The organism is Sulfuritalea sp., assembly GCF_031426875.1.
Taxonomy (GTDB): Bacteria; Pseudomonadota; Gammaproteobacteria; order Burkholderiales; family Rhodocyclaceae; genus Sulfuritalea.
The window spans coordinates 46,248-67,879 of sequence record NZ_JASJPC010000016.1; the positions used below are offsets into that span (position 1 = coordinate 46,248).

General features: G+C 66.9%; 23 protein-coding genes and 1 riboswitch. Of the genes, 12 read left to right on the top strand and 11 right to left on the bottom strand.

The window, feature by feature from the left end; all coding sequences use genetic code 11:
* Positions 1-17 precede the first annotated feature (17 nt).
* The 5 genes from dctP to RMO95_RS07370 form a co-directional block, all read right to left on the bottom strand.
* Entirely contained in the window at positions 18-1,034 is a 1,017-nt protein-coding gene (gene dctP, locus RMO95_RS07350) for a TRAP transporter substrate-binding protein DctP (protein WP_310449957.1), read from the bottom strand.
* 21 nt (positions 1,035-1,055) lie between these two features.
* Entirely contained in the window at positions 1,056-2,378 is a 1,323-nt protein-coding gene (locus RMO95_RS07355) for a malonyl-CoA decarboxylase (protein WP_310449958.1), read from the bottom strand.
* The gene (locus RMO95_RS07360; protein ID WP_310449959.1) at positions 2,371-3,042 is read right to left on the bottom strand and encodes a GntR family transcriptional regulator; all 672 of its coding nucleotides are present in this window, start codon (positions 3,040-3,042) and stop codon (positions 2,371-2,373) included. The genes RMO95_RS07355 and RMO95_RS07360 overlap by 8 nt, the downstream gene beginning before the upstream one ends.
* 236 nt (positions 3,043-3,278) lie before the next feature.
* The gene (gene yrfG / locus RMO95_RS07365; protein ID WP_310449960.1) at positions 3,279-3,965 is read right to left on the bottom strand and encodes a GMP/IMP nucleotidase; all 687 of its coding nucleotides are present in this window, start codon (positions 3,963-3,965) and stop codon (positions 3,279-3,281) included.
* On the bottom strand, positions 3,946-4,395 hold the full coding sequence (locus RMO95_RS07370) for a DsrE family protein (protein WP_310449961.1): 450 nt from the start codon (positions 4,393-4,395) through the stop codon (positions 3,946-3,948). Before RMO95_RS07370 ends, yrfG begins: the two co-directional genes overlap by 20 nt.
* Positions 4,396-4,465: 70 nt before the next feature.
* Here RMO95_RS07370 and RMO95_RS07375 point away from each other — a divergent pair, with 70 nt between their 5' ends.
* From RMO95_RS07375 to RMO95_RS07395, 5 genes are read left to right on the top strand one after another with little or no spacing between them, the layout of a single operon-like run.
* The gene (locus RMO95_RS07375) at positions 4,466-5,575 is read left to right on the top strand and encodes an NAD(P)/FAD-dependent oxidoreductase (protein WP_310449962.1); all 1,110 of its coding nucleotides are present in this window, start codon (positions 4,466-4,468) and stop codon (positions 5,573-5,575) included.
* A gap of 54 nt (positions 5,576-5,629) precedes the next feature.
* The gene (locus RMO95_RS07380) at positions 5,630-6,076 is read left to right on the top strand and encodes a hypothetical protein (RefSeq protein ID WP_310449963.1); all 447 of its coding nucleotides are present in this window, start codon (positions 5,630-5,632) and stop codon (positions 6,074-6,076) included.
* 40 nt (positions 6,077-6,116) lie between these two features.
* The gene (locus tag RMO95_RS07385; RefSeq protein WP_310449964.1) at positions 6,117-6,848 is read left to right on the top strand and encodes a hypothetical protein; all 732 of its coding nucleotides are present in this window, start codon (positions 6,117-6,119) and stop codon (positions 6,846-6,848) included.
* The gene (locus tag RMO95_RS07390) at positions 6,845-7,297 is read left to right on the top strand and encodes a disulfide bond formation protein B (RefSeq protein WP_310449965.1); all 453 of its coding nucleotides are present in this window, start codon (positions 6,845-6,847) and stop codon (positions 7,295-7,297) included. Before RMO95_RS07385 ends, RMO95_RS07390 begins: the two co-directional genes overlap by 4 nt.
* A complete protein-coding gene (locus tag RMO95_RS07395) occupies positions 7,294-7,947 on the top strand; it encodes a thioredoxin domain-containing protein (protein WP_310449966.1) in 654 nt (217 codons plus the stop codon). The genes RMO95_RS07390 and RMO95_RS07395 overlap by 4 nt, the downstream gene beginning before the upstream one ends.
* A gap of 178 nt (positions 7,948-8,125) precedes the next feature.
* Here RMO95_RS07395 and RMO95_RS07400 read toward each other — a convergent pair whose 3' ends face one another.
* Genes RMO95_RS07400 through RMO95_RS07410 form a run of 3 tightly spaced genes read right to left on the bottom strand, consistent with a single transcriptional unit; the run spans position 8,126 to position 10,730 of the window.
* Positions 8,126-8,908 carry an enoyl-CoA hydratase/isomerase family protein gene (locus RMO95_RS07400; protein ID WP_310449967.1) on the bottom strand — a complete coding sequence of 261 codons (783 nt, stop codon included), beginning with the start codon at positions 8,906-8,908 and terminating at the stop codon, positions 8,126-8,128.
* Positions 8,905-10,191, bottom strand: coding sequence for an MFS transporter (locus RMO95_RS07405; protein WP_310449968.1), 1,287 nt, complete (start codon positions 10,189-10,191; stop codon positions 8,905-8,907). The genes RMO95_RS07400 and RMO95_RS07405 overlap by 4 nt, the downstream gene beginning before the upstream one ends.
* Positions 10,188-10,730, bottom strand: coding sequence for a redoxin domain-containing protein (locus tag RMO95_RS07410; protein ID WP_310449969.1), 543 nt, complete (start codon positions 10,728-10,730; stop codon positions 10,188-10,190). The genes RMO95_RS07405 and RMO95_RS07410 overlap by 4 nt, the downstream gene beginning before the upstream one ends.
* A gap of 105 nt (positions 10,731-10,835) precedes the next feature.
* On the opposite strand from RMO95_RS07410, the gene pdhA reads away from it, so the two are divergent.
* From pdhA to RMO95_RS07425, 3 genes are all read left to right on the top strand, one after another.
* Entirely contained in the window at positions 10,836-11,945 is a 1,110-nt protein-coding gene (pdhA, locus tag RMO95_RS07415; protein ID WP_310449970.1) for a pyruvate dehydrogenase (acetyl-transferring) E1 component subunit alpha, read from the top strand.
* Positions 11,938-12,918, top strand: a complete 981-nt coding sequence (locus RMO95_RS07420) for an alpha-ketoacid dehydrogenase subunit beta (RefSeq protein WP_310449971.1) — start codon at positions 11,938-11,940, stop codon at positions 12,916-12,918. Before pdhA ends, RMO95_RS07420 begins: the two co-directional genes overlap by 8 nt.
* A gap of 184 nt (positions 12,919-13,102) precedes the next feature.
* Positions 13,103-14,200: a dihydrolipoamide acetyltransferase family protein gene (locus RMO95_RS07425; protein WP_310449972.1), complete on the top strand. Its 1,098-nt coding sequence runs from the start codon at positions 13,103-13,105 to the stop codon at positions 14,198-14,200.
* 170 nt (positions 14,201-14,370) lie between these two features.
* Here the strand turns inward: RMO95_RS07425 and RMO95_RS07430 are convergent, their stop codons facing one another.
* The gene (locus RMO95_RS07430; protein WP_310449973.1) at positions 14,371-14,763 is read right to left on the bottom strand and encodes a rhodanese-like domain-containing protein; all 393 of its coding nucleotides are present in this window, start codon (positions 14,761-14,763) and stop codon (positions 14,371-14,373) included.
* Positions 14,764-14,862: 99 nt separating this feature from the next.
* On the opposite strand from RMO95_RS07430, the gene RMO95_RS07435 reads away from it, so the two are divergent.
* The 4 genes from RMO95_RS07435 (at position 14,863) to RMO95_RS07450 (ending at position 20,247) form a co-directional block, all read left to right on the top strand.
* Positions 14,863-15,351: a hypothetical protein gene (locus RMO95_RS07435; protein WP_310449974.1), complete on the top strand. Its 489-nt coding sequence runs from the start codon at positions 14,863-14,865 to the stop codon at positions 15,349-15,351.
* A 71-nt stretch (positions 15,352-15,422) separates the two neighbouring features.
* Complete coding sequence (locus RMO95_RS07440; protein WP_310449975.1) at positions 15,423-15,866, top strand: rhodanese-like domain-containing protein; 444 nt, start codon at positions 15,423-15,425, stop codon at positions 15,864-15,866.
* Between the two features lie 38 nt (positions 15,867-15,904).
* A riboswitch (S-adenosyl-L-homocysteine riboswitch) is annotated at positions 15,905-15,993 on the top strand.
* Positions 15,994-16,183: 190 nt separating this feature from the next.
* Positions 16,184-19,771 (top strand): methionine synthase, encoded by a 3,588-nt coding sequence (metH, locus tag RMO95_RS07445; RefSeq protein ID WP_409574932.1) that lies wholly within the window; start codon positions 16,184-16,186, stop codon positions 19,769-19,771.
* A 17-nt stretch (positions 19,772-19,788) separates the two neighbouring features.
* The gene (locus RMO95_RS07450) at positions 19,789-20,247 is read left to right on the top strand and encodes a hypothetical protein (RefSeq protein ID WP_310449977.1); all 459 of its coding nucleotides are present in this window, start codon (positions 19,789-19,791) and stop codon (positions 20,245-20,247) included.
* A gap of 87 nt (positions 20,248-20,334) precedes the next feature.
* Here the strand turns inward: RMO95_RS07450 and RMO95_RS07455 are convergent, their stop codons facing one another.
* Both RMO95_RS07455 and RMO95_RS07460 read right to left on the bottom strand, forming a co-directional pair.
* The gene (locus RMO95_RS07455; RefSeq protein ID WP_310449978.1) at positions 20,335-20,676 is read right to left on the bottom strand and encodes a DUF1840 domain-containing protein; all 342 of its coding nucleotides are present in this window, start codon (positions 20,674-20,676) and stop codon (positions 20,335-20,337) included.
* Positions 20,673-21,476: an alpha/beta fold hydrolase gene (locus RMO95_RS07460; RefSeq protein WP_310449979.1), complete on the bottom strand. Its 804-nt coding sequence runs from the start codon at positions 21,474-21,476 to the stop codon at positions 20,673-20,675. The genes RMO95_RS07455 and RMO95_RS07460 overlap by 4 nt, the downstream gene beginning before the upstream one ends.
* Positions 21,477-21,632 lie beyond the last annotated feature (156 nt).

A 21,632-nucleotide genomic window follows, 5' to 3' on the forward strand; every position in this document is an offset into this window, starting at 1 on the left:
ATGGGCTGGGAAGGGAATTACTTGACCGCTACGGCCATTTCAAACAAAGCCTTGCCGTCCTTGACCTTCTCCTCGAAGTCCTTCCAGGCCGAGGCCTTGGCCACTGCGCGCCACTTGTCGAAGGCCGCCTGGTCCATGTCGACCACCTTGCGTCCGGCCTTGGTATAGACCTCGACCACGCGCTCGTCATCGATCTTGGCGGCCTCCATGCCGAACTTCTCCAGCGATGCGCCGACCTCCATGACGATCTTCTGCTGCGCCGGGGTCAGGCTGTCGTAGGCCTTCTTCGACATCAGCAGCGGCTCGAACATGAACCAGAAGGAATGCTTGCGCCCGGCGGTCAGGTAGTCCGAAGTCTCGTGCAGGCGGAAGCTGATCAGCGAGGTGCTGGAAGTGACCGCGGCATCCAGTACGCCGGACTGCATGGCACTGTAGATCTCGTTCGACGCCACATTGGTCACCGCGGCGCCGGCGGCCTTGGTCATCAGATCGACTTCGCGGCTGCCGCCGCGCACCTTCATGCCCTTGGCGTCGTCCGGAGCGACCAGCGGTTTGGCCTTGGAAGCGATACCGCCGGCCTGCCAGACCCAGGTTACGATCTTGACGTTACGCTCGTCGAGCAGGCGCACCAGTTCCTTGCCGATCGGTGCGTCCTTCCAGCGCAGGCCCTGCTCGTAGCTGGTGATCAGCGCCGGCATCAGGGTCAGGTTGGCCGCCGGAAATTCGCCGCCGGCATAGGCCAGCGGATACAGCGCCATGTCGAGAGCGCCCGTGGACAGGGCCTTGTACTGCGGCACCGGCTTCATCAGCGAAGCGGCCGGGTAGATCTCGAACTTCAACTGGCCGTTGGTCTTCTTTTCCACTTCGGCGGCGAACTTGCGTACCAGCCGGTCGCGGAAGTCGCCGTCGTCGATGGTGCCGCCGGGGAACTGGTGGGAAATCTTGATCGTCTTGACCTGGGCCATCGCCGGTGCGCCGGCAAAGGCCAACGTCATTACAGCGGCAAGAGCAGTCTTCAGAAAATTGCGTCGCATGCTTGGTCTCCTCAATTGGTTTTATTTCTGCCGTGCCAGACGCCTGACGGCGGCCGACATGGCGATGGCGCCCTCGCGGGCAAAGCTCTCGACGTTTTGCTCCAGATCGTCGAGGTCGTACAGGTAATTCACCATCACGCCGAAGGACTGCTGCATGCCCTTGGACGAAGCATCGCCCTGCAGGTTGATGCGCTCGATGCGGGCGCCGTTGCCCAGATGGAAGCGCGTCACGGGATCGCGCGGCTGGCGGCCGTCGCCGCGGCCGGCCTTGGCCAGCGTCAGGTAGCGCGCCGCCAGTTGCGCCAGCGCCTCATTGATGCGGCGTGCGGCTGTCGCATCCTGGGTCCATTTTCCGGCCGCCAGCTGCGCGGCATCGAGTTCCAGCCCTTCTGCCGCCAGTTCCTGCGGATTCTTGCCGACCCAGGCGGCGAAGCCGGGCAGCGGCGACAGGGTGGCGAAGTTGCGCAGCTTGGGAAAATCGCGCTGCAAGTCGTCGATCACGCGCTTCAGCAGGAAATTGCCGAAGGACACGCCGCGCAGGCCGGCCTGCGTGTTCGAGATCGAATAGAAGATCGCCGTGTCGGCGCGGCGCGCATCGAACACCGGCGCGTGCTCGTCGAGCAGGGCCTGCACGTTGTCGGCCAGATGATCGGTGAGCGCCACTTCGACGAAGATCAGCGGCTCCAGCGGCATGCGCGGATGGAAGAAGGCATACAGGCGACGGTCCGAGTCGAGCCGGTTCTTGAGGTCGGTCCAGGAGCGGATTTCATGCACTGCCTCGTACTGGATGAGTTTCTCCAGCAGGGCCGCGGACGAGTTCCAGGTGATGCGCTGCAGTTCGAGAAAGCCGACATCGAACCAGGCCGCCAGGCGCGATTCCAGCTCACGGTCGAGCGGCGCCAGTTCGGCGTCCTCCTCCAGGTAGCGCAGCAGGTCGGCGCGCAGATCGACGAGGAACTTGACGCCCTGCGGAATGGCGTTGAACTGCGTCAGGATGCGGATGCGCGCCGAGCGCAGGGCCGCGCGCAAATCAGCCTCGGCATCCCATTGGCCGGCCGTGCCTGCGGCCCGCTGATAGGCCTCGTGGGCTGCTGCGACGCGCGCCGGCACCGGGCCGAATTCCAGGGAAATCAGGCGCAGCAAGGCGTGGCGCGCGCTGTCGTCGAGCTTCAGGTAGGTCTGCGCCAGGGCCGCCGCCCGGATGCGCGCGGAAACCTCGCCGCCCTTGGCGTCGGCGCACTCGGCGAGCAGCCGGCGCCACTCGGCGAGCCGTCGCGGCCGCACGCTCGCCGTACCGCGAGCGCCAACTATCGAGCGCAGGCGCTCAACCAGCCCTTCAACCATGGACCACCTCGTTGGCCAGCAAAAGTTCGCGCAGCGCGTCCAGCTGCGCCAGCAAATGCCCGCGCATCACCTGCTCGGCCGCGTCGGCGTCCTGGCGATGCAGGGCCTGCATCAGGGCGCGATGCTCGGCCAGCGAGGCCGTCAGCCGGCCTTCCAGGCGCAGCGAGTGATGGCGGGAAAGCTTCAGGAGTTTTCTCAAGTCGCCGATCACGATCTGCAGCCAGCGGTTGCCGGCGCATTCCTGCAACTGGTCGTGAAAGACGTAATTGGTTTCGTAGTAGCGATTCACGTCGCCGGCCGCCGCGTGGCGTTCCAATTTGTCGTGCAGCACATCGAGCGACTTGAGTTGGGCCGCCGTGCGCTTCGCCGCGACCTCGTGGGCGACGCGGCCTTCGAGCGTCGCCATGATGGGGAAGATCTCTTCGAGGTCGCGCAAGGTCAGTTCGGTGACGAAGCAGCCCTTGTGCGGCTGCAGGTCCACCAGGCCTTCGGCCGAGAGCACCTTGAGCGCTTCGCGCAAGGGCGTGCGGCTGATGCCGAGCTGCTCGGCGAGCACCGCCTCGTCCAGCCGCTGGCCCGGCGCCAGGCGATGGTCGTAAATCTGCCCGCGCAGCAAATCGATGGCCTGCTGCGATAGAGATGAGCGATTGACCCTTGTTTTCACGTGGATTTATTTTTGCATACGATATTTTGTATACAACATACAACGGTCCGGTGGCCATGGTCAAGCCGCACTGCAACAAACCATTGCGGTCCGCCGGCTTCGGCGGTGTAGGGCCGGCTTCATCCGGCCTGGGTGGATGGCCTTGTAGGGCCGACTTCAGTCGGCCAGGGGTGGGTGGCGGACTGAAGTCCGCCCTACGTCCGCTCCACGACGAAACTGCTCTCGCCGGCGCTGCGCTATGGCATCAACTGCGAGAAATCGTCGATCGCCGGGTAGTCGCCGGTGTCTTTTTCCGGCTGCCGCGTGTCCGGCTTCTTCACCGCCACCAGATGCGCGATGCCGTAGCGGCGCGCGCTGTCGAGCACCGGCAGGCTGTCATCGACCAGCAGCGTGCGCGCCGGATCGAAGGGCTCGATCGCGGCCAGGCGTTGCCAGAATTCCTGCTCCTCCTTGGCCGCGCCCAGCGCATGCGAACTGACTATCGCATCGAAGCGCGGGCTGAGTCCCGTGCGCGCCATTTTCAGCGTCACGCTCTTGTGATGCGCATTGGTTGCCAGCACCACGCGCCGCCCGCTGGCGCGCACGGCATCGAGGAAGGCCGTGACGTGCGGATGGATCTCGATCAGGTGCGCGACCTCTTCCTTGAGGCGCATGATGTCCAGCTCCAGCTCGGTCTCCCAGAAATCCACCGAATACCAGTCGAGCGTGCCGGCGCGGGCGTGAAAGCGCGCCATCAGTTCCTCGCGCCCGCTGCCCGGCGGCAGGCCGCGCGCCACGGCATAGCGCTGCGGCAGATGCACCTGCCAGAAGTGGTTGTCGAAATTCAGGTCGAGCAGGGTGCCGTCCATGTCGAGCAGGACGCTGTCGATGCGCGACCAGTCGAGCAGCGCGCACTGCCGCGTGTCAGGGGCGGAGATAGGCATGGCCCAGCTTCTGCAGGCGCATTATTTCGACGTAACCGGCGCGGGCATAGGCGATGCCGTCGATCATGTCGTCCTTGGTCAGGTGCAGCGACTTCATGGTGTTGCCGCAGGCGACGAAGCGCACGCCGGCGGCCATCGCGTCCTGCACCCCGTTGGCGGTCAGCGCATCGGCCTTGAGCATGCCCAGTCCGGGCCCGATGGCGACCACCGTGATCTCGACCCGGCCGAGTTCTTCCTGCACGTTGTTGATGTTGGCCAGAATGGTGTTCCACTTGCGCGAGTCGTCTTCATTGACCTGGAACACCACGCGATGTTTCGCGGCGGCCTTGGCCGCGGACTTGGGCGCCGCGCCGGCCGCCGGCGTCAGGGCGAACGGGCCTACCAGCAGGCCGACCAGCAGGCCGAGGATGGCGAAAAATCGTCTGTGCATGTGTTTGCTCCTGATCGGCGGCGAAGCCTTCGGTTATCCTTGAACGGTATTACTCTGCCACAGAATCCCCATGGAAAAAATCGATTGCGTCATCATCGGCGCCGGCGTCATCGGCCTCGCCGTGGCGCGCGAACTCGCCGCGCAGGGCCGCGAAGTGCTGCTGCTCGAAGCCGAGGGCGCATTCGGCACGGGCATCAGCGCGCGCAACAGCGAAGTGATCCATGCCGGCATCTACTATCCGGCCGGCTCGCTCAAGGCCCGGCTCTGCGTCGCCGGCCGCCGCAGGCTTTACGCCTACTGCGCCGAGCGCGGCATAGCGCACCGCCGTTGCGGCAAGCTGATCGTCGCCGCCGGCGCGGCGCAGCGCGAGCAGCTCGGCCACATCGCGGCGGGCGCCGCGGCCAATGGGGTGGACGACCTGCAGTTGCTGTCGCGCGATGCGGCGCGCGCGCTGGAGCCGGCGCTCGAATGCACGGCGGCGTTACTCTCGCCCTCGACCGGCATCATCGACAGCCACGCCCTGATGCTGTCCCTGCTCGGCGACGCCGAGCGCGACGGCGCGGTGCTCGCGCTGCACAGCCCGGTGTTGGGCGGCGAGATAGTCGCCGACGGCATCGTGCTCGACATCGGCGGCACGGCGGGCGCAGCCATGCAGCTGCATGCGACGAGCGTGGTGAATTGCGCCGGGCTCGGTGCCCAGGGCGTGGCCCGCGACCTGCGCGGCCTGGCGCCGGCGTCGGTGCCGCCGCTTTCCTATGCCAAGGGCAACTACTACGCCCTGGCCGCAGCGGCGCCCTTCTCGCGCCTGATCTATCCGGTGCCGGAGGCCGCCGGGCTCGGCGTGCACCTGACGCTGGATCTCGGCGGCCAGGCGCGCTTCGGTCCCGACGTGGAATGGGTGGACCGCATCGACTACACGGTGGCGCCCGAACGCGCCGACTCGTTCTACGCCGAGGTGCGCCACTACTGGCCGCAACTCGCCGACGGCGCGCTGCTGCCGGCCTATGCCGGGATCCGGCCGAAACCCCACGCGCCGGGTGCAGCGGCCTGCGACTTCCTGGTTTCCGGCCCGGCCGAACACGGCGTGCGCGGACTGGTCTGCCTCTACGGCATCGAATCGCCGGGCCTCACCGCCTGCCTGGCGCTGGCCGAGCAGGTTGCCGCGCAACTCGTCGGCTGAACAGCGGCAAGCTGCTAGGATATCGGCTGCCCCCCCTCCCGCCCCGCCCACGCCATGTCCAGCCATCGCACTCCCGCCGCCATGCTGCTTCCCGCCCTTGCCCTGGTGCTGCTGGCCGGCAGCGCCCTGGCGCAGACCAGGGACGTCAAGCTGTCGGGCATGGGCATCCGCAAATGCAGCGAGTGGCAGCAGTGGAAGGAAGCGCGCAACAGCGAATCGCGCGCGATGGCGCTGGAGTGGACGCAGGGCTTCATCGCCGGCCACAACGTGTATGCGCGCACCGGCGGCGGCGCCGCCAGCCCGGTGGTGGCCAATGTCAATGTGCTGATCCCGCTGCTCGACAGCTACTGCCAGAAAAATCCCGAGGACCGGATCCTGTCCGGCGTGGTCGAGATCACCAAGAGCCTGGGCGGCGCCAAGGTCAATCTGGCGCCCAAGGCCGCGCCCCCGCCGAATCTGCCGAATCCGCGGCCGGAGCAAAAGGGCCGGCTGGATTCCTGAAACGGGCCGATACGGCGCCGTAGCGGACACAAGAGCGATCATGAGGGGATACGCAAGCAAGACAGTGGCCGTCGGCCTGGCCTGGCTGGCGCTGGCGGCGCCGGCGCTGGCCGATGTCGGCGCCTTGCTGGCCGAGGTGGTTGCCGCGCACGGCGGCGGCACGGCGCCGGCGGCGATCCATGAGCGCGGCACGACCGAATCCCTGCGCCGCGGCATCGGGCCGATGGAACGCTGGTGGCAGGCGCCCGACCGCTTCCGCATCGAGATCGCCTACCCCGGCGCAGCGGAATCGCGCCTGCTGCGCGGCGCCGAGGCCTGGCAGCAGGGACAGCCCGCCACCACGGCATTTCACGGCGCGCTGCTGCTGCAGGCGGCGCGCATGGCGCTACCCTGGCGGCTGCAGCAAAACGCGCAGCGCGTGGTCGATCTCGGCGCCGGCAGGAGCAGCCAGGGCAAACCGCTCAGGATCCTCGAATGGCCGGTGCAGGAAGGCATCAAGCTGATCGTCGAAATCGATGCGGAAACCCGGCTGATCCTGCGCTCGCGCGGGATTTTGACCCTCAACCGGGCCTCGATGGAGTTCGCCACCGGCTACGAAAACTACCGCAGCGTCGATGGCCGCCGCGTCGCCATGACCGAAAGGCATTTCGCGATGGACCAGTACATCGGCACCACCAAGCTCGACAGTGTCGAGTTTCCCGCCGTGCTGCCAGCGCCAACTTTCGATCCCGCGCTCGCCGCGCCGCTGCTGACGCAGGCCGTGGCGCAATGAACAGCGCCCGGTCCGTAGCGCCCGGCGACGCAGCGGCGGCCGCCTGGATGCCGATTTTCGGCGCCTGGCTGATCGCCGCGGCATCGACCCTGGGCGCGCTGTTCTTCGGCGAGGTCATGCAGCTGCCGCCCTGCGTGCTGTGCTGGTACCAGCGCATATTCATGTTTCCGCTGGTGCTGATCCTGCCGCTCGGCCTGTTTCCGCTCGACCCCCGGGTGGTCCGCTACGGGCTGGCGCTGGCGCTGCCCGGCGGACTGGTGGCGACCTTCCACCTGCTGCTGGTCGCCGGCGTGGTGCCGGAAAGCATCAAGCCCTGCACCCAGGGCGTGCCCTGTTCGGAAACCGTCATCGAATGGTTCGGTTTCCTCACCATTCCGCTGCTTTCGGCGGTGGCTTTTTCAACCATCATCGCGCTGCTGGTCGCGGCGCATCTGCGGAGCCGTAAATGAAACAGAAGACCTTGTTCGTGATTGCCGCGCTTCTCCTGCTGCTGGGCTTCATCGTCGCGGCGCTGCTCTACAACGTCGAGAAGGAGGAACAGGCCGGCCAGTTCGCCGCGGCAAACAACGCGGCGCTGGTGCGCATGCATTCGCCGAGCCTGGGCCCGGCCGAGGCATCGGTGGTCATCGTCGAATTTCTCGACCCCGCCTGCGAAACCTGCGCGGCCTTCTATCCGCTGGTCAAGCAGATCATGGCGGCGAACCCCGGACGGATCCGCCTGGTGCTGCGCTACGCGCCTTTCCACAAGGGCTCCGACCAGGTCGTGGCGGCGCTCGAAGCGGCGCGCAAGCAGGGCAAGTACTGGCAGGCGCTGGAGATGCTGCTGGCACGCCAGAACGACTGGGTGCAGAACCACGCGGCGCAGGTGGCGCGGATCTGGCCGCTGCTGGAAGCAGCCGGCCTCGACCTGCAGAAGCTGCGCAGCGACATGGCCGCGCCCGAAATCGCCGGCGTCATCGAGCAGGATCTGCTCGACGCGCAGACGCTCAAGGTCACCAAGACGCCCGAGTATTTCGTGAACGGCAAGCCGCTGCCGCGTTTCGGCATCGAGCCGCTGAAGCAACTGATCGACGAGGCGCTGGCGGCAAGCAGGCGATGACGTCCTTAGTTGGGCGGACCGTTGGGCGGACCGTAGGGCGGACTTCAGTCCGCCATCCACCCTGGCCGGCTGAAGCCGGCCCTACAAAACCATCCACCCTTGGCCGACTGAAGTCGGCCCTACAAAACCGCCAACGTAATCCGGCCGACTGAAGTCGGCCCTACAAAGGCCCCGAACCTCAGCGTCCCGTAAAACGCGGCGGGCGCTTTTCCAGAAAGGCGGCGAGGCCTTCCGCGTAATCCTCGGTGGCGAGGAAGTCGAAGGAGGCGCGTTTCTCCTCCAGGCTCAGCGGCCTGCCCTGCAGCAGCCGGGCGATCCACTGCTTGTGCCAGCGCGCCACCAGCGGCGCGCCGGCGGCGATGCGCGCTGCCGTGGCCTGCGCTTCCGCCAGCACCGCGTCGTCGGCCACCACGCGCGTCAGCAAGCCCTTGGCATAAGCCTCGGCGGCGTTCAGCAACCGCCCTTCGAGCAGGATTTCCTTCGCCACGGCAGGGCCGGCCAGCCTGAGCAAACCGGCCAGCTCGCCGGGATACATGGAGAAGCCCAGCTTCATGATCGGCGCGCCGAACTTCGCCCCCTCGCCGGCGATGCGCAGGTCGCAGGCGCAGGCGATTTCCAGGCCGCCGCCGACGCAGGGGCCGAGGATGGCCGCGAGCGTCGGCTGCGGGCAGGTTTCGATGGCGACCAGCGCCTCGCCCACCGCCTCGTGGTAGGCCAGCGCCAGATCGACGGTGGCGCGCGCGCTGCGGAATTCCTCCAGATCGCCGCCGGCGGCGAAGACTGCGCCTTCGCCGCGCAGGACGATGCAGCGCAGCGACTCGTCGGCCGCCAGTTCGACCATGGTCGCGCGCAGCTTGCGCCACATCGCCGCATTCAGCGCATTGAGCTTGTCCGGATTGAACAGGGTGACGGTAGCAATGCTGCCGTCGCGTTCGCAGAGGATGTCCGGGTTCATAGTCATTCGTGCATTTGCCGGCAGTGGCTCTCGCGGGCGAAGGTCAAAACGATGCCGGCGACGAGCATCACCGCGACCAACAAAGCGAAGCCGGCCTGATAGGCGGCCGCGTCGTACAGTCGCACGCCGGCGGCCAGCGTGCCGTCCCAGCGCCGGTCGAGCATCCACCCAACCGCCGGCTGCAACAGCATGCCGCCCAAGAGCGGCCCCATGTTGCAAAAGCCCGAGGCCGTGCCGACCAGCCGCAACGGCACCGATTCCTTGGCCCAGGCAAAACCGATGATGATGTTGCCCGAGGCGAAGCCGGTCGGGATCAGCAGCAGCACCAGCGCCCACAGCGGCAGCGGCAGGAAGACGATCGCCACCCAGCCCAGCAGGGCTACGCCCGAGGCGATCAGATAGAGCGGTTTCCTGCGGCCCATGCGCTCGGACCAGCTGCCCAGCATGGGCCCGCCCAGCGCCCACGAAATCAGCAGGATCGAGGTGATCGCCGCGGCGGCCTTGGGGTCCAGGCCATGCACCTGACGCAGAAAGGGCACGCCCCAGAGTCCGGCGAAAGTCAGCACCGCGCCGGAAAAGCCGATCGGCACCGCCGTCAGTATCCAGATATTGCGGAAGGACAGCACTTCCACCAGCCCGCGCAGCAGCGAGGCCGAGGCGTGCGCGCCATGCACGCCCTGAAAGTGGCTGGCATAGCCGCGCTCCGCCGGGTCGTCCCTCACGCGCAGCCAGGTGGCGATGCACAGCAGCGCCGTCAGCGCCGCCGAAACGCCCATCACCGGGCGCCAGCCGAAGGTCTCGACCAGGAAGCGCAGCGGCACGCCGGCCACCACGCCGCCGACCACGCCCATCAGCAACGCCATGCCCGAAGCCAGCGCGTACTGCTTGGGCGCGAACCAGTGGCTGGCGAGCTTCAGCATCGAAACGAAGGCCACCGCCACCGAGGCGCCGATCAAGAGCCGCCCCATGCTGGCCCAGAAGATGGTCGGCGCGAAGGCGAACAGCGCCGTGCCCAGCGCCGCCACGCCGGCCCCGGCCGTCAGCAGGCGGCGCGGCCCCCAGCGGTCGGCCATCATCCCGGTCGGGATCTGCATCGCCACGTAGGAATAGAAATAGAAGGCCGAGAGATTGCCCAGCGCCGCGCCGCTGATGGCGAACTCGACCATCAACTGGTCGGTGATCACCGCCGGCGCCACGCGCAGGTAGAAGCCGATAAGGTAGAGCAGCGCGCCGAGGCCCCAGACCGACCACGCCAGACTTGCCGGCGGAAAGTTCTTTTGCTCGCTCACGCCGGGAAAGTCTCCGCCCACCACAGCCGCGCCTTCAGGCCCCAAGTCGTCGCATAGCCGACCACGCGAAAACGGATATTGCCGCTGGCATCGACGACGAAATGCGTCGGCACCCCGCTCACCCGCCAGTTCGCCGCGTGGCGGCCGTCGGCATCGACCAGCGCCGGCAAGTCGATGCCGCGCTCCTGCAAGTGCTTGGTCACTGTTGCCGCATCGCCCGACTGCATCGCCACCGAGATCACACGATGTTCCTTCGCCACAGCAACGATGTTGCCCTCCTCGGCCGAGCACACCGGACACCAGGTCGCCCAGAACGCGACCAGCGTCGGCGCGCCGATTGCCGTATCGCCAGCGCCAACTCTTGCAGAACTGCCGTCGGTGAGCACGCCTGCCAGCGGCGGCGCCGCGCCTAAGGGCAGATCGCGCGTCTGCCAGTACTGGGCGCCGAGGATCACGGCGACGAACAGGGCGGCTTCGAGGAGAAGGCGTTGCCAGCGTTTCTTGGGAAGCAGGGCTTGCAGCTTGGAGGATAAATTCATCGTCGAATCTTAACGGACGCAGCGCGATTGCGCCGGGAACCTCGGCCGCTCTATCCTTATCCAATATCCGGGCTAGACTGAAAAAAACACAAGAAGGAGCTTGCCATGGCCGTCGTCGCTCGCTTCCAGGTCGAATACACGCGCTTTCTCGATGCGCAGGGCGAGGCGACGCAGGCCTTGCCGCCCTTCGCGCTCGACCCGGCGGCGCTGATTCCGCTTTACCGCGCGATGACCCAGGCGCGCCTGTTCGACAGCAAGGCCATCGCATTGCAGCGCACCGGCAAGATCGGTACCTTCGCCTCGGCGCTCGGGCAGGAAGCCATCGGCATCGGCGTCGCCAGCGCAATGCGCGCGGAAGACGTGCTGGTGCCGTCCTACCGCGACCACGCGGCGCAACTCGTGCGCGGCGTGAGCATGGCGGAAAGCCTGCTGTACTGGGGTGGCGACGAACGCGGCAGCGATTTCGCGGTGCCGCGCATGGACTTTCCGATTGCCGTGCCGATCGCGACGCAAGTCTGCCATGCGGCCGGTTGCGCCTATGCCTTCAAGCTGCGCGGGGAGCCGCGCGTGGCGGTCTGCATGCTCGGCGACGGCGGCACCTCGAAGGGCGATTTCTACGAGGCGCTGAACCTCGCCGCGGTCTGGCAGGCGCCGCTGGTGGTGGTGGTGAACAACAACCAGTGGGCGATTTCGGTGCCGCGCAGCCAGCAATCCGCCGCGCCGACGCTGGCGCAAAAGGCCATTGCCGCCGGCATCGAGGGCTGCCAAGTGGATGGCAACGACGTCGTCGCCGTGCACCATCTGGCGCAGCAGGGGATAGCCAAGGCGCGCGCCGGCGGCGGCCCGAGCCTGATCGAGGCCATCAGCTACCGCCTCGGCGACCACACCACGGCCGACGACGCGACGCGCTACCGCGACCCGGCCGAGGTCGAAACGCAATGGGCTTTCGAGCCGATCCGCCGCCTGCGCAATTACCTGCTGCGCCTCACGGCCTGGAGCCCGGAACAGGAGGAAGCGCTGGTCAAGGAATGCAGCAACGAGGTCAATGCGGCGGTCGAGGCCTACCTGGCGACACCGCCGCCGGGCGCCGCGGACATGTTCGATCACCTGTATGCCACGCTGCCGGCCGCCTTGCAGGAGCAGCGCGCAATGGCACTCCACTTCGCGCTGCGCTTTGCGCCGCGCGAAGTGGGCGGGGGAGGCGGCCATGGCTGAGCTGAATCTGGTCGAAGCCGTCAATCGCGCGCTGGCCTGGGAAATGGAGCACGACCCTGCGGTGGTCTTGCTCGGCGAGGACATCGGCGTCAATGGCGGCGTCTTTCGCGCCACGGTCGCCCTGCAGCAGCGCTTCGGCGCCGGGCGGGTGATCGACACCGCGCTGGCCGAAACCGCGATCGCCGGCACGGCGGTCGGCATGGCGGCGATGGGCTTGAAGCCCGTGGCGGAAATCCAGTTCTCCGGTTTCATCTACCCGACACTCGACCACATCATCAATCACGCCTCGCGCCTGCGGCACCGCACGCGCGGCCGGCTGACTTGCCCGCTGGTGTTGCGCTCGCCCTGCGGCGCCGGCATCCATGCCCCCGAGCACCATTCGGAAAGCCCGGAGGCGCTGTTCGCCCACGTGCCGGGCCTGCGCGTGGTGATGCCCTCCTCGCCCTCGCGCGCCTACGGCCTGCTGCTGGCCGCGATGCGCGATCCCGACCCGGTGATCTTCCTCGAACCGACGCGGCTCTACCGGCTGTTCAAGCAGGAGGTCGCCGACGATGGCGCGGCGCTGCCGCTCGATGTCTGCTTCACGCTGCGCGCCGGCAGCGACGTGACGCTGGTGAGCTGGGGCGCGATGCTGCAGGAAACCCAGGCCGCGGCGGAGGCGCTGGCGGCGGAAGGCATCAGCGCCGAGGTGATCGACGTGGCGACGCTGAAGCCGCTCGACATGGCGACCATTCTCGATTCGGTGGCGCGCACCGGGCGCTGCGTGATCGTGCATGAGGCGGCCAGGAGCGGCGGCCTCGGCGCCGAGATCGCCGCCACCCTCGCCGAGCGCGGCATCTACTCGCTGCAAGCGCCGCTGCAGCGCGTCACCGGCTATGACGTGGTGATTCCGCTGGCGCGGCTCGAATACCAGTACCTGCCGAGCGTCGAACGCATCGTCGCGGCGGTCAGGCAAACCCTGGAAGGGACATGATGACCTCCCCCCCATCCCCGCCCCACGGCTGGCTTTGCACAGCCAGCCGGCTTCGGCAGCGCGGAGCAGTGCTCCGCGAAACCCTGCCTTCGCCCCATGGGAAGGGGGTGACTCAGGTTCGCGGGCGGCGCCCGCTCCATGATCTTGACTCGTTGCCCCCTTGGGGCGGCCCTGCGGAGGCAACATGAAAATCTTCAAGCTGCCCGATCTCGGCGAAGGCCTGCAGGACGCGGAAATCGTCGAATGGCATGTAAAGGCCGGCGACGAGGTCGCGCTCGACCAGCCGCTCCTGTCGGTGGAAACCGCCAAGGCCATCGTCGAAATCCCTTCACCCTATGCCGGCCGCATCGAGAAGCTGTTCGTCGCGGCGGGCCAGATCGCGCATGTCGGCGCGCCGCTGGTGGGCTTCGCCGGTGCCGGCGACGACGCGGGCGCGGTGGTCGGCGAAGTGCCGGTCGGCCAGCAATTGCGCGCGGAAGCGCCGGCCGCGCTTAGCAGCGGAACCGCTGCGATCAAGGCCACCCCGGCCGTGCGCGCGCTGGCGCGGCAGTTGAACGTCGAGCTGGCGATGGTGACACCGTCCGGCATTGACGGCGTGATCAGCGCCGCCGACGTCCAGCGCGTGGCGAAGATTCTGTCCGAACTCGGGCCGCCGGAAATCCTGCGCGGGGTGCGCCGCGCGATGGCGCAGAACATGACGCTGGCGCAAAGCGAAGTGGCTGCGGCAACCGTCATCGACGACGCCGACATCCATGCCTGGCGACCCGCCAGCGACGTCACGATGCGCCTGATCCGGGCCCTGGTGGCGGGCTGCCGCGCCGAGCCGGGGCTCAATGCCTGGTATGAAAGCCACAGCATGGCGCGGCGCGTGCTCGCCAAGATCGACGTCGGCATCGCCGTCGATTTGCCGGAGGGCCTGTTTGTCCCGGTGCTGCGCGATGTCGCCCAGCGCGATGCCGCCGACCTGCGCCGCGGCCTCGACCGCATGCGCGCCGACGTCGCCGCGCGCAAGATCCCGGCCGAGGAATTGCGCGGCAATACGATTACGCTGTCGAATTTCGGCATGCTCGGCGGCAAGTACGCGGCGCCCATCGTGGTGCCGCCCACGGTCGCGATTCTCGGCGCCGGCCGCATCCACGAACAGGTGTTGCCCATCGCCGGCCTGCCGGCCGTGCATCGGGTGCTGCCCCTGAGCCTGACCTTCGACCACCGCGTCGTCACCGGCGGCGAAGCGGCGCGCTTTCTGGCGGCGGTGATTGCGGATCTGGTCTTGCCGGACTAATGCCGCCGTACCGGACTCTGTCTGCCGGGGATTCCGCTTCGCGGGCCGGCAAGCGCCGACTTTCGAGGCCGCTATGGGCCGGCTGCAGGGCCAGCTGTAGGGCCGACTTCAGTCGGCCGGTTTAGGTTGGCGGACTGAAGTCGGCCCTACAAGTCCGCCCCGCAATGGATTCAACATTGTTCCCAGGGCAGGCCTTCGAAGCGCCAGCCGCTCATCGAGCCGCGATGATGGGTGTCGTCGAGTTCGCCTTCGAAGCCGTGTAGGACATTGAACACCCGCGTGAAGCCGGCCGCTTCGAGCGCCTGGCCGGCATCGACCGAGCGATTGCCGCTGCGGCAGATCAGCACCACCGGACGGTCGCCCGAATGTCCGGCGAGCTTGCGCACCTCACCGACGAAGTGGGGATTGACTTCCCAGTCGGGACCGTCGTTCCATGACACATGGCTGACGCCGGCCGGATGGCCGACGAAGAAGAATTCCATTTCGCTGCGGCAGTCGACGAACAGTGCGCTGGGATTGTCGTGGAGAAACTGCGCGGCTTCCTTGGGGGTCAGGTGGTTCATGGCAACTCCTTGTCTTGTCTGGTCTTGTCGTTTGCATTCTAGCTCAGCACCGCGGCGTGCCAAGGACGCCCGGCCGGGCGCCTCCGGTATTATCGGGACATGAACCCGATATCGCGCACGCTCGCGGCGCTGGCTTCCGCAGTCGGCTTTTATGGCAGCGACGGCATGCACCTGGCCAGGCTGAAGCCGGGAATTTCGACCGCGCAGGAAGTGCGCGAGCGGCTCGGCGCGCCGGCAGCCGAGTGGCCCGAGGACGACGGCAGCGTGACCTGGGAATACCCGCGCGGACCCGAGGGCACGCGTTGCTGGATGCTGACGCTGAACGCGGGCGGCGTGCTGCAGAAAATCGAGCAGGCGCTGACCGAAGAGAACTTCGTCCGCATCCAAATGGGCTGGAGCGGCGAGCAGGTGCGGCGCCTGCTGGGCAAGCCGGACGGCGAGGTGAAATTTCCGCTGAAACCCGAGGTGGTCTGGGAATGGCGCATCGACCCGGTGACACCGGGCAACAGCGCCTGGTTCCACGTGCATTTCAGCCCGGACGGATTTGCCATCCGGACTTCACGCCGCGAGGAATCGCCGGTCGGCTGAGGCGAGCATGAACCAAACGCAGCACGCCCGGTCGGAACCTGCCACCCGTTGAATTTCATGAGGATATTGCTGTGCACCGTCTGAATCTGCGTCAATTCGTTTTCGCCCTCGCCCTGCTGGCGGCGGCCGGTCTCGCCCGCGCCACACCGGACCTGGCGGCACCCGATGCGGCGGCCGCGGTGGCGGCCGGCAAGATCACCCTGATCGACATCCGCACGCCGCCCGAATGGAAGGAAACCGGCGTCGCCAAGGGCGCGCGGCGGGTGAACATGCTGCATCCGCAGGGCGCGCCGGGCTTCGTCGAACAGCTGCTGAGCGAAGTCAAGGGCGACAGGAACGCGCCGATCGCGCTGATCTGCCGTACCGGCAACCGCACCACACAGGTGCAGCGCTACCTGCAGAGCGTCGGCTTCACCCAGGTCTATAACGTCAAGGAAGGCATGGCCGGCAGCGCCGCCGGCCCGGGCTGGTTCAAGCGCGGCCTGCCGGTGGACGCCTGCACCGCGCCGTGCTGAGAATCGGCGCCGGCCGGACGGCGGTATAATCCGCCTTCGCTTCCGAGGAGCGCTGCAAGGTGGATGGCCCTGTGTGATGGGCCGCGACCCTAGGCTCGGAACCTGATGACAACGGCGCTCACCCACCCTTGGAGTAATCCGCCGGGGCACAAGGTGAGCCGCCACGCAGCAAGGCTCCCCGCCCCGGTCATGGATTGGAGAGACGCATGACCGCCAGCCGCTTGAATTCCACGACCGCCGCCGCCCGACCGCAACCCGACCGCAGCGCCGAATTGCGCACACTGCTGGCGCAACGCCTGCTGATCCTCGATGGCGCCATGGGCACCATGGTGCAGCGCCATGGCCTCGTTGAAGCCGACTACCGGGGCTCGCGTTTTGCCAGCCACGGCAAGGATCTCAAGGGCAACAACGACCTGCTGTGCATCACGCGGCCCGACGTGATCGGCGGCATCCATGCCGAGTACCTCGCCGCCGGCGCCGACATCATCGAGACCAACAGCTTCAATGCGACGCGGGTTTCGCAGGGCGAGTACGGACTGGCCGAACTGGCCTTCGAACTCAACGTAGCCGCGGCCCGGCTGGCGCGCGAGACTGCCGACAAATTCTCGACGCCGGACAAGCCGCGCTTCGTCGCCGGCGTGCTGGGGCCGACTTCGCGCACGGCATCGCTGTCGCCCGACGTCAATGATCCGGGCGCACGCAACATCACCTTCGACGCGCTGGTGGCCGATTATGTCGAGGCCGCACGCGGCCTGACCGAGGGCGGCGCCGACATCCTGCTGGTGGAAACCGTGTTCGACACGCTCAACGCCAAGGCCGCGCTGTTTGCCATCGAGAAGTTCTTCGACGAGGCCGGGCGGCGCTGGCCGCTGATGATCTCGGGCACCATCACCGACGCCTCGGGGCGCACGCTGTCGGGCCAGACCGCGGAAGCCTTCTGGAATTCGCTGCGCCATGCGCGGCCCTTGAGCTTCGGTCTCAACTGCGCGCTCGGCGCCAAGGAACTGCGCCAGTACGTCGAGGAGCTGTCCAAGCTGTGCGACTGCTACATCTCGGCCCATCCCAATGCCGGCCTGCCGAACGCCTTCGGCGGCTACGACGAGACGCCGCAGATGCTGGCCGACGAAATCGCCGAGTGGGGCAAGGTCGGCATCATCAACATCGCCGGCGGCTGCTGCGGCACCTCGCCCGACCACATCCGCGCCATCGCACAGGCACTGGACGGCATGAAGCCGCGCGTCATCCCGCAGGTCGAGAAGAAGCTGCGCCTGGCCGGCCTCGAAGCCTTCAACGTCGGCGACGACAGCCTGTTCGTGAACGTCGGCGAACGCACCAACGTCACCGGCTCCAAGGCCTTCGCCCGCATGATCCTCGAAGGCCGCTTCGACGACGCGCTGGCCGTCGCGCGCCAGCAGGTGGAGAACGGCGCGCAGGTGGTCGACATCAACATGGACGAAGCCATGCTCGATTCGCAGGCGGCAATGGTGCGCTTCCTGCACCTGGTCGGCTCCGAGCCGGACATCTGCAAGGTACCGCTGATGCTCGACAGCTCGAAGTGGGATGTCATCGAAGCCGGCCTCAAGTGCATCCAGGGCAAGGGCATCGTCAATTCCATTTCGATGAAGGAAGGCGAGGCCAAGTTCCTCGAACAGGCGCGCCTCGCCCGGCGCTACGGCGCGGCGGTGATCGTCATGGCCTTCGACGAACAGGGCCAGGCCGACACCTTCGCACGCAAGATCGGCATCTGCCAGCGTGCCTACGATCTGCTGGTGAAAGACGGCTTCCCGGCCGAGGACATCGTCTTCGATCCGAACATCTTCGCGATCGCCACGGGCATTCCCGAGCACGACAACTACGCCGTCGATTTCATCAACGCGCTGGCCTGGATCAAGGCCAACCTGCCGCAGGCGCGCACCTCGGGCGGCGTCTCCAACGTGTCGTTTTCCTTCCGCGGCAATGACGCGATGAGGGAAGCCATCCACACGGTGTTCCTCTACCACGCGGTCAAGGCCGGCCTCACCATGGGCATCGTCAATGCCGGCCAGCTCGGCGTCTATGACGACCTCGCGCCCGAGCTACGCGAGGCGGTGGAAGACGTGGTACTGAACAGAAGAGTTGGCGCTGGCGACACGCTGATCGAACTCGCGACGCGGGTCAAAGGCGCAGCCAAGGAGCAGGTGGTCGATCTGGCCTGGCGCCAGTGGCCGGTGGACAAGCGTCTCGAACATGCAATGGTCAAGGGCATCACCGAGTATGTCGTGGCCGACACCGAGGAATGCCGCTCGGCGTTGGCAGCCTCTGGCCGCCCGCCGCTGTCGGTGATCGAAGGACCGCTGATGGGCGGCATGAACGTGGTCGGCGACTTGTTCGGCGCCGGCAAGATGTTCCTGCCGCAGGTGGTGAAATCGGCGCGCGTCATGAAGCAGGCCGTGGCCCATCTGATCCCCTGGATCGAGGAGGAAAAGAAGCGCACCGGCAGCACCTCCAAGGGCCGCATCGTGGTGGCCACGGTGAAGGGCGACGTCCATGACATCGGCAAGAACATCGTCGGCGTGGTGTTGGGCTGCAACGGCTACGACATCATCGACCTCGGCGTCATGGTCTCCGCAGACAAGATCCTGCACGCGGCCAAGGAGCACGGCGCGCAGGCGATCGGCCTGTCGGGCCTGATCACGCCCTCGCTGGAAGAGATGAGCCACATCGCCAGCGAGATGCAGCGTCAGGGCTTTGCCGACGGAAATGCGGTGCCGCTCCTGATCGGCGGTGCGACGACTTCGCGCGCCCATACCGCGATCAAGATCGCGCCGAACTACGCCGGGCCGGTGGTGTATGTGCCGGACGCCTCGCGCGCCGTCGGCGTGGTGACCAAGCTGCTCTCGCTCGACATGCGCGATGCCTACGTCGATGAAGTCGCCGCCGACTACGAAAAAGTGCGCGGCCAGCATGCGAACAAGAAGGGCGTGCCACTGGTGTCGCTCACGGCGGCGCGTGCCAATCACGCGAAGCTGGAATACGCGCCGGTCAGGCCGAAACAGCTCGGCGTCACCGTGCTGAAGGACCTTGATCTCGCGCTGCTGGCCAAGCACATCGACTGGGGCCCCTTCTTCCAGACCTGGGATCTGGCCGGCTCCTATCCCAAGATTCTCGACGACGCCGTGGTCGGCGAGGCGGCGCGCAATGTGTTCAAGGACGGCCAGGCGATGCTGGGGCAGCTCATCGCCGAAAAGTGGATCCGCGCCAACGCCGTGTTCGGCCTGTTCCCGGTGAAGCGCGAGAACGAGGACATCACTTTCATTGCCGAAGACAAGCCGGTCTTCACCTGGCACGGCCTGCGCCAGCAGCAGGAACGCCCGGCCGGCAAGCCGCAGCAGTGCCTCGCCGACTTCGTCGCGCCCACCGGCGATTACGCCGGCGCCTTCGCCGTCACCGCCGGCATCGGCATCGAAACCAAGCTGGCCGAGTTCGAGGCGCAGCACGACGACTACCGCGCGATCATGCTCAAGACCCTCGCCGACCGCCTGGCCGAAGCCGCCGCCGAGTGGCTGCATCGCGAAGTACGCACCAACTACTGGGGCTATGCCAGCGACGAGGCGCTGGATAGCGCGGCACTGATCGCCGAGAAATACCAGGGCATCCGCCCGGCGCCCGGCTACCCGGCCTGCCCCGACCACACGTCCAAGGCCGGACTGTTCAAGCTGCTCGACGCGCCGGCCAATGCCGGCATGCAGCTGACCGAGAGCTTCGCCATGACGCCGGCGGCCTCGGTCGCCGGCTTCTACCTGGCTCACCCGGAGGCGCATTATTTCGCCATCACGAAAATCGATCGCGACCAGCTTGAAGATTGGGCCGGACGCGCCAACTATCCCATTCCAGAAGCCAAAAAATGGCTCGCCCCCTTGTTGTAAATCCCCAGGAGACGCAAATGTCAGAAAACGCGCTGAACCGCCTCAGCTTCAATGAAGCCGTGGTCTTCGTCAAACAACGCAGGAAAGCCGCCTTTGCCGCGATGCCGGTATTCGGCGACGACGACGGCGACGAGAACATGCAGGCCGAAGGCGCGCGCGTCTTCCTGCTGCTGCCCGACGAGGATGAAGGCTGGACCCTGCGCTTCATCGCCGGGCCGTTCTTTTCCGCGGCCTACGCGGCCAACGACATCATCCCCAACGACGAGATTCCCGACCGCGTGCGCGAACTGCTGTTCGTGCCGACGCGCTGCGAGGAAGACTGGCTGACCGACCAGTTGCAGGTGCTGCTGGGCAAACTGACGCAGGCCGCCGGCATCGGCGAGCAGATGCCGGATTACGAGTCGCAGGCAGCGAAGGGTGCAGGTCCGGAAGCGGTGTTCCCGATTTCCTTCATCGGGCGGGACAAGCCGCATTAAGGCGGACGCGGGGTGGATGGTAGGAGCGACCTTGGTCGCGATAACTACCGCCGCATCGCCAGCAAGCTGGCTCCTACAGCGGATTCGTCAAACGCCCCAGACCACGGGCTTCTGCTTCTTCAGCGACCACTCCAGCAGTTCCAGCAGCGGCACGGCGCGCTGGGTCAGGGTGACGTAGGGCCGCGAACTCTGGGCGTGGCCGCTGTGGTCGGGCTCGGTGCGCGGCAGGTCTTCTTCCTGCAGGCCGGCGCGCCGCCGCTTGTCTTCCTCGATCGCGGCCTTGAGCCGGGCGATCGCGTCGGGCAGCTGCTCGACGGTGACGATGCCCTTGTCGCTGGCCTCCTTGCCCATGATTTTCATCATGCGCTGCGCGACATCGCCGAACATGATGACGTCGCCCGACGCCGGGGATTGAAAGGTAATAATCATGGGCCGAGCTCTCTGATCCAGTCGAGAATCTGCTGCGCCGGCTTTTTCCAGTCGCGCTCCAGCATCAGGCCGTGGCCCATGCCGGGAAAGATATGGGCATCGACGTCGTAGGAGCGCGCCGTCATTTCCACCAGCGAAGCCGCGATCAAGTGGTCGAATTCCGCGCCCTGGACCAAGAGCGGCGTGCGCTTGACGCGCCCGGTGCGCGGCATGCCGAACAGCGACATGTCCCAGATCGCGCGATGCGATTCGGACTGCGAGCCCTTGTAGAAACGCTTCAGGTCGTCGAGCGACACCGGCTGGGCGAACAGGGCCTCGCGCAGGGTTTCCAGCGAGGCCTTGCCACCGCTCAACAGGCTGTTCAAGTCCTGCATCATGCCCGGCTTGGAAAACATCATGCCCATCGCGGCCGACATCAGGCCCTGCGGCGGCACCGCGCACATCAGCACCGCGCCGGGCGCCTGATGATCTTCGAGATATTTCTGCACCACGAAGCCGCCCATCGAATGCCCGATCAGGACCGGCGGGGTCGGCAGTTCGGCGACGACGGCCTCGACGTCGCGCACATAGTCGGCGATCGAAAAGCTGTCGAGATGTTTGCGGCCCGGCGAGCCGCCGTGACCGGACAGGCTCAGGGCGTAGGCGGCGTAGCCGGCTTCGGCAAAGAAGGGCAGGAAATGTTCCTCCCAGCACCAGGCGGCGGTATAGGCGCCGTGGATGAACAGCAGCGGCGTCGGCTGCGCCGGGACGGCAGGGGTGCGGACCAGGACTTCGTGTTGCGCGAAACGGGGTGGATTCATCGGGTAGAAACGTTGGGGGACGGCATCATCATTATGCGGGGCTCCGTTATGTCCGGCGGCGGTCAAGCCGGCGGACGGTATCCCCTGGTGGGATATGTCCGGCGGCAGTCATGTCGGCGGACGGTATCCTCTGGTGGGATAAGATCGGGTTTCCAT